A 13,961-nucleotide genomic window follows, 5' to 3' on the forward strand; every position below is an offset into this window, starting at 1 on the left:
CACTCGGGACGAGACTACGCGCGTATGTGCGTTCGCTCATTCATGTGGGGTTCACTCAGCGCTGAGCGGAAGCGGGAACCGGGCGGTTCAGTTCAGTGACGCCACGACCAGCGCCGTCGTCGCCGCGGTCTCCGCGAGCCCGCCGAAGACGTCGCCGGTGACGCCGCCGAAGCGCCGTACGCAGTGCCGCAGCAGCAGTTCGGCCGCGGCGACGGACAGGGCCACGGCGAGGAGCATCCGCACGGCGCCGTCCGGTCCGAGCAGGCCGCCTGCCGCCGCCGACGCACCGGTCACCGCGAGGCCGACGGCCGCCGCGCCCACGGCGGGGACGGCGCCGGCGACCGCCGCCCCCAGTCCCTCCGGACGCGCGGCCGGAACCCCGGTGCGGGCCGCCAGCGTGAGGGCGAGCCGGGCCGCGGTCGCGGCGACGACGGCGGCGAGCACACCCCGGGCGGGGGAGTCGTCGTACGCCGTGGTCAAGGCGGCCACCTGGGCCAGCAGGGCGAGAACGAGGGTCACCACGCCGAACGGCCCGATGTCCGACTGCTTCATGATCCGCAGGGCGTCCTCGGCGGGTTTGCCGCTGCCGAGCCCGTCCGCGGTGTCGGCCAGCCCGTCGAGGTGCAGCGAGCGGGTCAGGACGGCCGGTACGGCGACGGTGGCCACGGCGGCGAGCAGCGGACCCGAACCGAGCAGGAGCAGCAGGAACCCGGCGGCGGCGGCCACCGCACCGACGACGAACCCGGCCAGCGGGGCGCACAGCATCCCGGCGCGTGCGGCCGGGCGGTCCCAGCGGGTCACCCTGACCGGGAGCACGGTGAGGGTGCCGAAGGCGAAGCGCAGTCCGTCGGCCGGGCGGGGCTTGGAGGGGGCGGGCACCGGCGCAGATTACCCGGCGGTCAGCAGGGCACCGGCGACGGCCGTGGATAAAGTGCGCATATGGGACAGTGGTGGGAGCGGAACATCATCGAGCCGGGCAAACTGCCGCTGCTCCTCGCTCTCACGGCCTTCGTCCTCACCTTCGTGATCACCCGGATCATCACCCGCATGATCCGGGCCGGGAAGGGGCCCTTCGGCAACGTCAAGGCCGGTGAGCTGCACATTCACCACGTCGTGCCCGGGGTGGTCCTCACCGTCATCGGCGGCTTCTGCGCGGTGGCGGGCGGGCGGCACGGCTTCGGGTCGGCGCTCGCCGCGGTGGTCTTCGGTATCGGTGCGGGGCTCGTACTGGACGAGTTCGCGCTGATCCTCCATCTCGACGACGTGTACTGGACCGAGGCCGGCCGCAAGAGCGTCGAGGTGGTTGTCCTGACCGCCGCGCTGGGCTTGCTGCTGCTGGCGGGCTTCCTGCCGTTCGGCGTCAACGACCTCGATGCGGATGAGCAGCAGAACCGTGCCGTGGTTGCCGCGAACGTCGCGGTCAACTTCCTCTTCTCGCTGATCGCGCTCAGCAAGGGCAAGACACGGATCGCCATCTTCGGCGTGATCGTCCCCGTCGTCGCCCTGATCGGCTCGCTGCGGCTGGCCCGCCCCGCCTCACCGTGGGCGAAACGCTTCTACCGGCGCCGTCCGCGGGCCCGGGCCAAGAGCATCCTGCGGGCCTATCGCCACGACCGCCGCTGGTCCGGCCCGCGCCGCGCCATCCAGGATCTGATCGGCGGCAGGCCCGACCCGAACCCGCCGCGCCCCCTCGAACGCCGGTGAGGCGGCGGGCCGCCGCGGCTAGCCGGACTGCTCGGCCGACGAGGCGTGCTGCTCCTGCGCCTCCCCTGCGCCACCTCCACCTGTTCCGGCGCCACCCTCACCTGTCCCGGCGCCACCCTCACCTGTGTAGCCCGGCTTCTCCCGCTCCTCGGGACGCTCCGGCAGCTCCGCCGCCAGTGCCGCCGCCGCCTGGACCAGGGGGAGGGCCAGGAGACCGCCGACGCCCTCGCCCACCTTCACGTCGTGGGCCAGGAGCGGCTCCAGCGCCATCCGGTCCAGTGCCTTCGCCTGGCCCGGCTCGCCGCTGTCGTGCGCGGCCAGCCACCAGTCCGGCGCGCGGAACGCGATCCGCTGGCCCACCAGCGCGCACGCCGCCGTGACCACCCCGTCCAGCACGACCGGCAGCTTGCGCACCGCGGCCTGCAGCAGGAAGCCCGTCATCGCGGCGAGGTCCGCCCCGCCCACCGTCGCCAGCAACTGCAACTGGTCGCCGAGCACCGGCCGGGCCCGTCGCAGCGCGTCCCGGATCGCCGCGCACTTGCGCATCCACGCCAGGTCGTCGATCGCCAGCCCGCCGCGCCCGGTGACCACCGACGCGTCCGTCCCGCACAACGCCGCCACCAGCACGCCCGCAGCGGTCGTCCCGCCCACGCTGACATCGCCGAGCACCACCAGATCCGTACCGGAGTCGGCCTCCTCGTCGGCCACCGCGACCCCCGCGCGGAACGCCGCCTCGGCCTCCTCCGCACTCAGCGCGTCCTCGACGTCGATCCGCCCGCTGCCGCGCCGCACCCGGTGCCGCACGACGTCCTCCGGAAGCGACCCCGGGTCGCAGTCCAGGGCCATGTCGACCACCCGCACCGGCACGCCCAGCCGCCGGGCCAGCACCGACACCGGACGGCCGCCCTCCAGCACCTCCCGCACCAGCTGCGCCGCACTGCCCGCGGCCCGCGCCGAGACGCCCAGCTCGGCGATCCGGTGGTCCCCGGCGAACAGCACGACCCGCGGCCGTTCGATCGGCCGCACCGGCGCCGCGGCCTGCGCCGCCGCCAGCCACTCACCCAGGTCGTCGAGGCGGCCCAGCGATCCGGGCGGCACGATCCGGCGCTCCCGGTGCGCCTCCGCGTCACGGCGCACCCCGCCGTCCGGACGCTCGATCAGATCGTTGAAGTCGTCGAGATTAAGCGAGCTCATTCGCCGAACAGTACCGGCCCCGATCGAACACGACCGCCCCCCGTCACCTCCGCGCCAGGGCGCTCACCGCCACCACGCCACCACCGCGCCGTTGCACCGCCCATCGCCATCCCCTACGTAACGTTTTGCTCGGGATTGTCGTACGCCCGTCCCGCACGCCCTCTCGCCCGGGAGCCGCCATGACCGCACCGCCGCCGCCCGCCGCACGCGCCCTGCCCGACGTGCCCATGGCCCCCATGGCCCCCAAGGCCCCGGTGGCGCCCGCGGGCCCCCCGGCATCCGTGGCCCCCGCGGCGCCCGTGGCGCACCCCCACGTCTCCACCCGGGTGCACGAGCCGCGCCGCGAGGACTGCCCGTGGTGCGGGTCCGCCCGGCTGCGCAACCGGCTGCGCACCGGCGACCTGCGGCAGCACCGGCCGGGCCTGTTCACCGTCGACGAGTGCCGGGACTGCGGCCACACCTTCCAGAACCCCCGCCTCACCGCCGAGGGCCTCGCCTTCTACCAGCGGGCCGTGCCCGGAGCCCCCCGGGACCCCGCCACCGAGGGCGTCCTCGCGCTGCGCGCCGCCCGCCACCGCCGCCGCGCCGCCGCCCGCGCGATGCTCCGCTTCGGCGAACCCGAGAGCTGGCTGGACGTCGGCACCGGCCACGCCCGCTTCCCGGAGACCGCCCGCGAGTTCTTCCCGTACACCGCCTTCGACGGCACCGACCTCACCGCCCGCGTCGAACGGGCCCGCACCCTCGGCCGGATCGAGGAGGCCCACCGAGGGGCGCTGACCGACCCCCGGATCCGCGCCCGCGTGGCCGGCCGCTACGACATCGTCAGCCTGCTGCACCACCTGGAACACACCACCGACCCCCGCGCGGAACTCCTCGCGGCCCTCGACGCGCTGCGCCCCGGCGGGCACCTGCTGATCGAGACCCTCGACCCGCGCTGCGTGTTCGCGGCCCTGCTCGGCCGCTGGTGGCTGCCCTACGACCAGCCCCGCCGGCTGCATCTGCTGCCCCTGCGCAACCTCCGTACCGAACTGGAGGAGCACGGCTGCGCGATCGTCACCGCCGGGCACCGCGCCGCGCACGTCCCGCACGACCTGGCCGGTGCCGCAGCCCTCGCCCTCTCCCACGCCCTGCCCGCCCCGGACACCCCCTGGCGCGCCATCCCGCCCACCCCCGGCCGGCAGCACCTGCGGACGGCGCTGCTGCACGCGGGGATCCCGCTGGTCGCCGCCGCAGCGGTGGCCGACCTGGGCCTCGCGCCCGTGCTGCGGCACACCCCGTTCGCCAACGCCTACCGGATCATCGCCAGAAAGCCCCGGGCGACCGCCCGCTGACGGATCCTCACCCGCGCAGCACGACCGCCTGCCCCGCCACGACCAGCAGCACCTGCTCGCACTCCTGCGCGAACGCCGCGTTCAGCCGCCCCAGTTCGTCCCGGTAGCGGCGGCCGGACGCGGTGGCCGGCACGATCCCCGAACCCACCTCGTTGGACACGGCGACCACCGTCCGCCGGGTCTCGCGCACCGCCTCCGTCAGCTCCCGCACCCGCTCCCTGAGCGTCCGCTCCCCGCCGTCCGCCCACTCCGCGTCGTCCCACGCCCCGACCGAGTCCATCGCGTCGGTCAGCCACAGCGACAGACAGTCGATCAGCAGCGGAGGACCGTCGTCCTTCAGCAGGGGCACCAGATCGCAGGTCTCCACGGTCCGCCACGACCCCGGCCGCCGCTCCTGGTGCGCCGACACTCGCGCCGCCCACTCGGTGTCCCCGTTGCGCGACCCGCCGGTCGCCACGTACAGCACCTCCGGGAACGACTCCAGCCGGCGCTCTGCCTCCACCGACTTGCCCGAGCGCGCGCCGCCCAGCACCAGCGTCCGCCGCGGCACATCGGGCACGTCCTCGTACGCGCCCACCTGGAGCGTCGTCCCGTCCGGCACGGCGCGCGTCCCGGCCGCCGCGAGCCGGCGCCGCAACTCCGCGCCCGGCGGCACGTCGTGGTCGAGGTGGACGGCGACGACATCCGTCGTCGGCCCCACCGCGCCCACCTCCCGCAGCCTCGCCAGCGCGTCCGGCCGCCCCACCACGTCCAGCAGCACCATGTCGTACGGCTCGGCCGGCTCCTCCAGCCCGGCCGGCGCCCCGCCCGGCGGCAGATACAGCAGGCGCTGCCCGTCCGGCCCGGTCACCGCGTACCCGGTGCCGGGCGCGTCCAGCGCCACCGCCCGCACCCGATGCCCCGTCAGCAGGGCCAACTCCCGCCCGTCCGGCACCCGTCCGGGCTGCGGCAGCCCGGCCGGCACCTCGACCGCGGGCCCGTCGTGCGGATGCGACAGCAGCACCTGCCGCACCCCGCTCAGCGAATGCCCGGCACGCGCGGCGGCGAAGGCGGCACCCGGCGTCAGGTCCAGCAGCAGCGCCCCGTCCACCAGCACTGCGGTCGCCGCCCGCGCATCGGGCCCGAGCGCGGACGCGCAGACAGCGCAGGGACAGTCGGGGCGGGGGAGTCCCGCGGGGGCACCGGTACCGAGCAGAGTAAGTTCCACGTCCCGATTTTCCCGTGTCCCCACAGCTCCTGCGCGTCCGACTAGGCTCTGGGCAGCAGCCGGATCAAGATCCGGCTGCTGCTGTGCAGTGTGCTCACACCCATGGGAGGCGTACATGGCGGCATGGACGTGGCGGTTCGAGAAGGCCGACGGGACGCAGGTCGAGCCCGCGGTGCCGCCGGAGGAGTTTCCCACGCAGGGGGACGCCGAGTCCTGGATCGGGGAGAACTGGAAGGCCCTGCTGGAGGGCGGCGCCGACCAGGTGCGGCTGCTGGAGGACACCACCGAGATCTACGGACCGATGAGCCTGCACGCCGACGAGGCGTGACCCGTCGGGGCGGGGGCGGATCCGGCCCTCGCCCCCGGCCCGGGGCCTCAGCCGCGCACGCCGCACAGGTGCAGCAGCGCCGCCACCCCGCGATACGGGTCCGTGCGTCCGGCCCGCTCCTCGACCGCGAGGAGCGTCTCCAGGTCGTCCGGGACACGGCAGCCGTCGGCCGCCGTGTCCGTGAAGACCCGTATCCCGTACCAGGTGTGCAGCGGCGCCCCGATCCCCGCGAGCGTCGCCGTCAGGTTCTTCAGCCGGTCGGCGCGCACGTCGAGCCCGAGCCGGTTGGTGTAGGCGGTCGTGTCGAAGGCGGCCAGCGCGCCCGCCCAGTCGCCGGACAGTCCCGGCCGCATCGCCAGCGCGTCGCCGTTGCGCACCAGCAGCGACAGCAGCCCGCCCGGGGCGAGCATCCGGGCCAGCCCCGCAACCAGCGGGTCCGGCTCCTCGACGTACATCAGCACGCCGTGGCACAGCACCACGTCGAAGCTGCCCGGCAGGAAGTGCACACCGGTGTCCCGGCCGTCCCCCTCGATGATCCGCATCCGCTCCCGGATGCCCTCCGGCTCCCGCGCGAGGGACTCCCGCGCGGCCGCGATCATCGTCGCGTCTCGTTCCAGACCGGTCACCTGGTGACCGGCCCGGGCCAGCCGCAGCGCCTGCGTGCCCTGGCCCATGCCCACGTCCAGCACCCGCAGCCGCCGCCCGACCGGGAAGCGCCCCGCTATCTGCTCGTCCAGCTGGCGGGCCACCAGCTCCTGCCGGACGACGTCCCGCAGAGCACCGAGCCCGCTCAGCCAGGCCTCGGCCGCGCCGCCGGCGAACGGCGTCGTGCTCAGGGCCGCTCCCCGCGCTTGACCTGGGGCTTGGGCAGCCGCAGCCGGCGCATCTGCAGCGAACGCATCAGCGCGTACGCCACCGCGCCACGGCGGTTGTCGTCGGGGAAGCGCGCCGCCAGCTGCTTCTTCAGCCGGAAGCCGGTGACGATCGAGTCGAGCACGATCATCACGATCACCACGAGCCACAGCAGCAGCGCGATGTTCTGCAGCGCCGGCATCTGGATCATGCTGAGCACGAGGATGACCACGGCCATCGGCAGGAAGTACTCGGCGATGTTGAACCGCGAGTCGACGAAGTCACGCGCGAACCGGCGCACCGGGCCCTTGTCACGGGCGGGCAGATACCGCTCGTCGCCGCTGGCCAGCGCCTGACGCTGCCGCTCCAGCGCGGCTCGCCGCTCCTCACGCTGCCGCTTGGCGGCCTCCTTGCGCGTCATCGACGTATTGGCCACGCTGCGGCGCTGGGACTGCGCCACGCTCCGCTTGGGCGTGGGGCGGCCCTTCGGGGCCTCGGGGTGACGGGTCTGCTTGGAGTCGGTCACCGTCGCCTTGTCGGCGGTCGGGGCCTTCTCTTCCTTGGCACGGCTACGGAACACAAAACCCAAGGGTACGGGGTGCCCGGGGTTGGACCCCAGCCCCGCGGGGAACGATCCGGCAACACCAGTCGTCTGTAAGGGGACAGAGGGGACGTTGTGTACGTCTCCGGGTGAGCCCCAGGCCGACCCCGGGGATCACCTACTCCCTACGCCGGATCGGGAGGATGCTCAGTCGTCCTTGGGGATGAGCGCATCCGTCCCCGGACAGTGCGGTAATGGAGTCAGGGCCCGTACTGTGGGTTCTGTCGCAGGTGCTGGAGCTGAAGTCCGTCAGAAGGGGGCGCGCGAAGCCCATGAGCGGTGTCATGAAGCGTATGGGGATGATCTTCCGCGCGAAGGCGAACAAGGCCCTTGACCGGGCCGAGGACCCGCGCGAGACCCTCGATTACTCGTATCAGAAGCAGCTGGAGCTGCTCCAGAAGGTCCGCCGCGGTGTCGCCGACGTGGCGACCAGCCGCAAGCGGCTGGAACTCCAGCTCAACCAGCTCCAGTCGCAGTCGTCCAAGCTGGAGGACCAGGGCCGCAAGGCGCTCGCGCTCGGCCGCGAGGACCTCGCCCGCGAGGCGCTCTCCCGCCGCGCGGCCCTCCAGCAGCAGGTCACCGACCTGGAGACCCAGCACGCGACCCTCCAGGGCGAGGAGGAGAAGCTCACCCTCGCGGCCCAGCGCCTCCAGGCCAAGGTGGACGCCTTCCGCACGAAGAAGGAGACCATCAAGGCCACCTACACCGCCGCCCAGGCGCAGACCCGGATCGGCGAGGCCTTCTCCGGCATCTCCGAGGAGATGGGCGACGTGGGGCTGGCCATCCAGCGGGCCGAGGACAAGACCGCGCAGCTCCAGGCGCGGGCCGGCGCGATCGACGAACTGCTCGCCTCCGGCGCCCTCGACGACCCCTCCGGCATGCACAAGGACGACATCCAGGCCGAGCTGGACCGCCTCTCCGGTGGTACGGATGTGGAGCTGGAGCTCCAGCGCATGAAGGCGGAGCTGGCCGGTGGCAGCACGGGTGGCCAGCAGGCCATCGAGGGCGGCAACGGACAGCAGCAGGCCCAGCAGCAGCCGCAGGACACCCCGCGCTTCGACAAGCAGTAGCCCACGCCCACGCCGAGGAGGCGACGTGATCGTACGGATCATGGGGGAGGGGCAGGTGGCTCTGTCCGAGAGCCGCCTCGCCGAGCTGAACAAACTCGACGAGGAACTCCTCGCCGAGATGAACAACGGCGACGGCCCCGGCTTCCGCGCCACACTCCAGGCACTGCTCGCCAAGGTCCGCGAACTGGGCGAACCCCTGCCGGACGACTCCCTGGAACCCTCCGACCTCATCCTCCCGTCGCCGGACGCGACGCTGGAGGAGGTCCGGGACATGCTGCGCGACGACGGTCTGATCCCGGGTACCTGAGGAGTGCAGGTCAGTGGGATCCAGCCCGCCCGGCGTGCGGGGACGAGGCCGGTTCGGGGCCTGCGGGGGTCGGGGGCGTAGCCCCCGGCTACCGTAAGTGCCCGTGACCACGTTCCAGCGGGCCAAGAGCTACGCCAAGGCTCATCCTCTGGCCCTGGACGCCGCGCTGGCGACCGGCGTCCTGCTCTGCATGGTCGCCGGCTCCTTCGTCGACCCGCACAACCCCGACGGCGTCACCTGGGGCCTGCGCACCCCCGACCCTCTCAGCCTCGTCCTGATGACCCTCGGCGCCGCGGCCCTCGTCTTCCGCCGCCGAGCCCCCCGCACCGTCCTCGCCCTCGCCTGCGCCTTCTCCCTCGCGGAGTCCGTCACCGGCGACCCCCGCGCCCCCGTCGCCATGTGCGCCGTGCTCGCGCTGTACACCGTCGCCTCCACCACCGACCGCCCCACCACCTGGCGCGTCGGCCTGCTCACCATGACCGTCCTCACCGGCACCGCGATGGCCGCGGGCCCACTGCCCTGGTACGCCCAGGAGAACCTGGCGATCTTCGCCTGGACCGGCATCGGCGCCACCGCGGGCGACGCCGTGCGCAGCCGCCGTGCCTTCGTCCAGGCGATCCGCGAGCGGGCCGAGCGGGCCGAGCGCACCCGCGAGGAGGAGGCCCGCCGCCGCGTCGCGGAGGAGCGCCTGCGCATCGCCCGCGACCTGCACGACGTCGTCGCCCACCACATCGCCCTGGTCAACGTGCAGGCCGGAGTCGCCGCCCATGTGATGGACAAGCGGCCCGACCAGGCCAAGGAGGCGCTGTCCCACGTCCGCGAGGCCAGCCGTTCCGCGCTCGACGAACTGCGCGCCACGGTCGGCCTGCTGCGCCAGTCCGGCGACCCCGAGGCCCCCACCGAGCCCGCACCCGGCCTCGACCGGCTCGATGAACTCGCCGGCACCTTCCGCAGCGCCGGACTGCGCGTCGAGGTCGCCCGCGCCGACCAGGACACCGACCTGCCCGCCGCCGTCGACCTCGCCGCCTACCGGATCATCCAGGAGGCCCTCACCAACGTGCAGAAGCACGCGGGGCCCGACGCCAGGGCCGAGGTCAGCGTCGTCCGGGTGGGACCCCACATCGAGATCACCGTGCTCGACGACGGCACCGGCGACGACCAGGAGCCCACCCCCGGCGGCGGCCACGGACTGCTCGGCATGCGCGAGCGCGTCACCGCCCTGCGCGGCACCCTCACCACCGGTCCCCGCTACGGCGGCGGTTTCCGGGTCCATGCGATCCTGCCCGTCGAGACCCGTACGTCCGCCGCGTCCGCCGACGCCGCGGAACGCCCGTGACCCGCGCCCCGGGGGAGCCCGTATGACGATCCGTGTCCTGCTCGCCGACGACCAGGCACTGCTGCGCAGCGCCTTCCGGGTGCTCGTCGACTCCGAGCCGGACATGGAGGTCGTCGGCGAGGCGTCCGACGGCGCCGAGGCGGTGCGCCTCGCCCGCGAGCAGCGCGCCGACGTCGTCCTCATGGACATCCGGATGCCCGGCACCGACGGCCTCGCCGCGACGCGCATGATCGGCGCCGACCCGGAACTCGCCGGGGTCCGCGTGGTGATACTGACGACGTTCGAGGTCGACGACTACGTGGTGCAGTCGCTGCGCGCCGGCGCCTCCGGCTTCCTCGGCAAGGGCTCCGAGCCCGAGGAACTGCTGAACGCCATCCGGATCGCCGCCGAGGGCGAGGCCCTGCTGTCCCCGGCCGCCACCAAGGGCCTGATCGCCCGCTTCCTCGCCCAGGAGGGCACCGGCGACGGCGAAGGCCACGACCCGGCCCGCGCCGAACGTCTCGCCGCGCTCACCGTGCGGGAGCGCGAGGTGCTGGTCCAGGTCGCCGGCGGCCACTCCAACGACGAGATCGCCGAACGCCTCGAGGTCAGCCCGCTCACCGTGAAGACGCACGTCAACCGGGCCATGGCCAAGCTGGGCGCCCGCGACCGCGCCCAGCTGGTGGTGATCGCCTACGAATCGGGCCTGGTCCGTCCAAGGGTGGACTGAGCTCCTGCGGGCCGTACTGCGGGCGGAGTAGGCGCCGCACGAGGAATGGCACCTCAAGGCTACGGATCGGCCCTCCCGCATGGCCCAGGGTGTAGAGCGGGCGCCCGGCTGCGCCCTCACGTGCATGCGTACGTCTGCCGCTCACAGAAGAGAGACCCTGACCCATGTCCTGGCTGTCAAGATTCAGCCTCGCGCAACGGGCCCTGATCGGACTGATGTCGATCGTCGCGCTCGTCTTCGGGGCGATCGCGATACCCCAGCTCAAGCAGCAGCTGCTGCCCACCATCGAACTGCCCATGGTCTCCGTGGTCGCGCCGTACCAGGGCGCCTCCCCGGACGTCGTGGAGAAGCAGGTCGTCGAGCCCATCGAGGACAACCTGGAGGCCGTCGACGGCCTCACCGGTGTCACCTCCACCGCCAGCGAGGGCAACGCCGTGATCATGGCGTCCTTCGACTACGGCAACGACACCAAGCAGCTCGTCGCCGATGTCCAGCAGGCCGTCAACCGGGCCCGCGTCCAGCTGCCGGAGGACGTCGACCCGCAGGTCGTCGCCGGTTCGACGGACGACATCCCGACCGTGGTCCTCGCCGTCACCTCCGACAAGGACCAGCAGGCGCTCGCCGACCAGCTCGACCGGACGGTCGTCCCGGCGCTGGAGGACATCGACGGCGTCGGCCAGGTCACGGTGGACGGCGTACGGGACCTGCAGGTCAACGTCACCCCGGACCCGGCGAAGCTGGCGAAGGCCGGCCTGACCCCGCAGTCGCTGGTCACGGCTCTCCAGGCGGGCGGCGCGACCGTCCCGGCGGGCTCCTTCGACGAGGACGGCGCCAACCGCACCGTCCAGGTGGGCGGCGGCTTCACCTCGCTGAAGCAGATCCAGGACCTGATGGTCGCCGGCGAGCCCGGCAAGGGCGAGCCGGTCCGGCTCGGTGACGTGGCCACGGTGAAGCAGGAGGAGGCCCGCGCCGACTCCCTGACCCGCACCAACGGCAGGCCGAGCCTCGCCGTGATGGCCACCATGGACCACGACGGCAGCGCCGTCGCGATCTCCGAGGCCGTCGAGGACAAGCTGCCCGAGCTGCGCAAGGACCTCGGCGACGACGCGAGCCTCACCGTGGTCAGCGACCAGGGCCCGGCCGTGTCCAAGGCCATCGAGGGCCTGACCACCGAGGGTGCGCTCGGTCTGCTCTTCGCCGTGCTGGTCATCCTCGTGTTCCTGGCGTCGGTCCGCTCGACGCTGGTCACCGCGGTGTCCATCCCGCTGTCCGTGGTGCTCGCGCTGATCGTGCTGTGGACGCGTGACCTGTCGCTCAACATGCTGACGCTGGGCGCGCTGACCATCGCCATCGGCCGCGTCGTGGACGACTCCATCGTCGTCCTGGAGAACATCAAGCGGCACCTCGGCTACGGCGAGGAGCGCCGCGCGGCCATCCTGAACGCGGTGCGCGAGGTCGCCGGCGCGGTGACCTCCTCGACGCTCACCACGGTCGCCGTCTTCCTGCCGATCGGCCTCGTCGGCGGCATGGTCGGCGAGCTGTTCGGCTCGTTCAGCCTCACCGTCACCGCGGCGCTGCTGGCGTCCCTGCTGGTGTCGCTGACGGTCGTGCCGGTCCTGTCGTACTGGTTCCTGCGCGCCCCCAAGGGCACCCCGGAGGACGCCGAGGAGGCCCGCAGGATCGCCGAGGAGAAGGAGGCGAAGAGCCGCCTCCAGCGCATCTACGTCCCCGTGCTGCGCTTCGCCACCCGGCGCCGGCTGACCAGCGTGGCCATCGCGGTCGTCGTGCTGATCGGCACCTTCGCCATGGCGCCGCTGCTGAAGACCAACTTCTTCGACCAGGGCGAGCAGCGCGTCCTCACCGTCCGGCAGGAGCTGAAGCCCGGCACCAGCCTGGCGGCGACCGACGCACAGGCGAAGAAGGTCGAGCGGCTGCTCACGGACACCGAGGGCGTCAAGGACTACCAGGTGACCGTCGGCTCGTCGGGCTGGATGGCGGCCTTCGGCGGCGGTACGGACACCAACCAGGCGACCTACCAGGTGATGCTGGAGGACTCCGCGTCCTTCGAGGACGTCCAGGACCACCTGGAGGACGGCCTGGGCAAGCTCGACGGCATCGGCACCACCACCATCGCCGCCGGTGACGGCTTCGGCAGCCAGGACCTGAGCGTGATCGTCAAGGCGGCCGACGCACAGGTGCTGCGCAAGGCGGCCGATCAGGTCCAGGAGGCGGTGGCCGCCCTGGACGACGTCACCGACGTCACCAGCGACCTGGCGCAGAGCGTGCCGCGCATCTCGGTGAAGGCCAACGACAAGGCCGCCGCGGCCGGCTTCGACGACCAGACCCTCGGCGCGGCCGTCGCCCAGGCGGTCCGGGGCACCCCGGCCGGCAAGGCGATCCTGGACGACACCGAGCGCGACGTCGTCATCACCTCGGCCAAGCCGGCCACCACCCTGGCGCAGCTGAAGAACCTGAACCTGGGCAAGGCGAAGCTGGGCGACATCGCGACCGTCGAGCTGGTGGACGGCCCGGTGTCGATGACCCGCATCGACGGCCAGCGCGCGGCGACCATCACCGCCAAGCCGACCGGTGACAACACCGGCGCGGTGAGCGCGGAACTCCAGTCGAAGATCAACGCGCTGACGCTGCCCGCGGGTGCGACGGCGGAGATCGGCGGTGTGTCCGAGGACCAGGAGGAGGCGTTCGGCAGCCTGGGCCTGGCGATGCTGGCGGCTATCGCGATCGTCTTCATGCTGCTGGTCGGCACGTTCCGCTCGCTCGCCCAGCCGCTGATCCTGCTGGTGTCCATCCCGTTCGCGGCGACCGGCGCGATCGGTCTGCTGGTCGCGACGGGCACCCCGATGGGCGTCCCGGCGATGATCGGCATGCTGATGCTGATCGGCATCGTGGTCACCAACGCGATCGTGCTGATCGACCTGATCAACCAGTACCGCCGGCAGGGCTACGGCGTCGTCGAGGCCGTCGTGGAGGGTGGCCGGCACCGGCTGCGGCCGATCCTGATGACGGCCCTGGCGACGATCTTCGCCCTGCTCCCGATGGCGCTCGGCATCACCGGCGAGGGCGGCTTCATCGCCCAGCCGCTGGCCGTGGTCGTGATCGGCGGCCTGGTCACGTCGACCCTGCTGACCCTGCTCCTCGTCCCGACGCTCTACGCGATGCTGGAACTCCGCAAGGAGCGGCGCGCGAAGAAGCGGGCGGCGAAGAAGGGGAAGACGGCGGTGGAGTCGGCTCCTGCCACGGACGACGACCCGCAGCCGGCGCAGGTCTGACGCTCCGAGACGGCCGAGGCCCCGTCCGCCAC

At 73.1% G+C, this 13,961-nt stretch carries 13 protein-coding genes; 8 read left to right on the top strand and 5 right to left on the bottom strand.

Annotation, left to right across the window (positions count from 1 at the left end; translation table 11 throughout):
* Positions 1–87: 87 nt before the first annotated feature.
* Positions 88–879, bottom strand: a complete 792-nt coding sequence (locus AB0412_RS02330; protein ID WP_366400547.1) for an adenosylcobinamide-GDP ribazoletransferase — start codon at positions 877–879, stop codon at positions 88–90.
* Positions 880–939: 60 nt separating this feature from the next.
* Between AB0412_RS02330 and AB0412_RS02335 the strand changes: the two genes are divergently transcribed.
* Positions 940–1,704: a hypothetical protein gene (locus AB0412_RS02335; RefSeq protein WP_366400548.1), complete on the top strand. Its 765-nt coding sequence runs from the start codon at positions 940–942 to the stop codon at positions 1,702–1,704.
* Positions 1,705–1,722: 18 nt separating this feature from the next.
* On the opposite strand, the gene cobT is transcribed toward AB0412_RS02335, so the two are convergent.
* Positions 1,723–2,898 carry a nicotinate-nucleotide--dimethylbenzimidazole phosphoribosyltransferase gene (gene cobT / locus AB0412_RS02340; protein ID WP_366400549.1) on the bottom strand — a complete coding sequence of 392 codons (1,176 nt, stop codon included), beginning with the start codon at positions 2,896–2,898 and terminating at the stop codon, positions 1,723–1,725.
* Between the two features lie 179 nt (positions 2,899–3,077).
* Between cobT and AB0412_RS02345 the strand changes: the two genes are divergently transcribed.
* Positions 3,078–4,229 carry a class I SAM-dependent methyltransferase gene (locus AB0412_RS02345; protein ID WP_366400550.1) on the top strand — a complete coding sequence of 384 codons (1,152 nt, stop codon included), beginning with the start codon at positions 3,078–3,080 and terminating at the stop codon, positions 4,227–4,229.
* A 7-nt stretch (positions 4,230–4,236) separates the two neighbouring features.
* Here AB0412_RS02345 and AB0412_RS02350 read toward each other — a convergent pair whose 3' ends face one another.
* A complete protein-coding gene (locus AB0412_RS02350; protein WP_366400551.1) occupies positions 4,237–5,436 on the bottom strand; it encodes a bifunctional adenosylcobinamide kinase/adenosylcobinamide-phosphate guanylyltransferase in 1,200 nt (399 codons plus the stop codon).
* Between the two features lie 115 nt (positions 5,437–5,551).
* Between AB0412_RS02350 and AB0412_RS02355 the strand changes: the two genes are divergently transcribed.
* Complete coding sequence (locus AB0412_RS02355) at positions 5,552–5,764, top strand: hypothetical protein (RefSeq protein WP_366400552.1); 213 nt, start codon at positions 5,552–5,554, stop codon at positions 5,762–5,764.
* A 47-nt stretch (positions 5,765–5,811) separates the two neighbouring features.
* Here AB0412_RS02355 and AB0412_RS02360 read toward each other — a convergent pair whose 3' ends face one another.
* Both AB0412_RS02360 and AB0412_RS02365 read right to left on the bottom strand, forming a co-directional pair.
* Positions 5,812–6,513, bottom strand: coding sequence for a methyltransferase domain-containing protein (locus AB0412_RS02360; RefSeq protein ID WP_366400553.1), 702 nt, complete (start codon positions 6,511–6,513; stop codon positions 5,812–5,814).
* An 83-nt stretch (positions 6,514–6,596) separates the two neighbouring features.
* Entirely contained in the window at positions 6,597–7,235 is a 639-nt protein-coding gene (locus AB0412_RS02365; protein WP_366400809.1) for a DUF3043 domain-containing protein, read from the bottom strand.
* 266 nt (positions 7,236–7,501) lie between these two features.
* On the opposite strand from AB0412_RS02365, the gene AB0412_RS02370 reads away from it, so the two are divergent.
* From AB0412_RS02370 to AB0412_RS02390, 5 genes are all read left to right on the top strand, one after another.
* Complete coding sequence (locus tag AB0412_RS02370) at positions 7,502–8,287, top strand: PspA/IM30 family protein (RefSeq protein WP_366400554.1); 786 nt, start codon at positions 7,502–7,504, stop codon at positions 8,285–8,287.
* Between the two features lie 25 nt (positions 8,288–8,312).
* The gene (locus AB0412_RS02375) at positions 8,313–8,594 is read left to right on the top strand and encodes a hypothetical protein (protein ID WP_366400555.1); all 282 of its coding nucleotides are present in this window, start codon (positions 8,313–8,315) and stop codon (positions 8,592–8,594) included.
* Positions 8,595–8,697: 103 nt separating this feature from the next.
* Positions 8,698–9,930, top strand: coding sequence for a sensor histidine kinase (locus AB0412_RS02380; protein ID WP_366400556.1), 1,233 nt, complete (start codon positions 8,698–8,700; stop codon positions 9,928–9,930).
* Positions 9,931–9,952: 22 nt separating this feature from the next.
* Complete coding sequence (locus tag AB0412_RS02385) at positions 9,953–10,639, top strand: response regulator transcription factor (RefSeq protein ID WP_366400557.1); 687 nt, start codon at positions 9,953–9,955, stop codon at positions 10,637–10,639.
* A gap of 164 nt (positions 10,640–10,803) precedes the next feature.
* Positions 10,804–13,929 (top strand): efflux RND transporter permease subunit, encoded by a 3,126-nt coding sequence (locus AB0412_RS02390; RefSeq protein ID WP_366400558.1) that lies wholly within the window; start codon positions 10,804–10,806, stop codon positions 13,927–13,929.
* The last annotated feature ends 32 nt before the right edge of the window (positions 13,930–13,961 follow it).

Origin of the sequence: Streptomyces sp. NPDC052012 (assembly GCF_040689265.1) — a bacterium.
GTDB lineage: Bacteria > Actinomycetota > Actinomycetes > Streptomycetales > Streptomycetaceae > Streptomyces.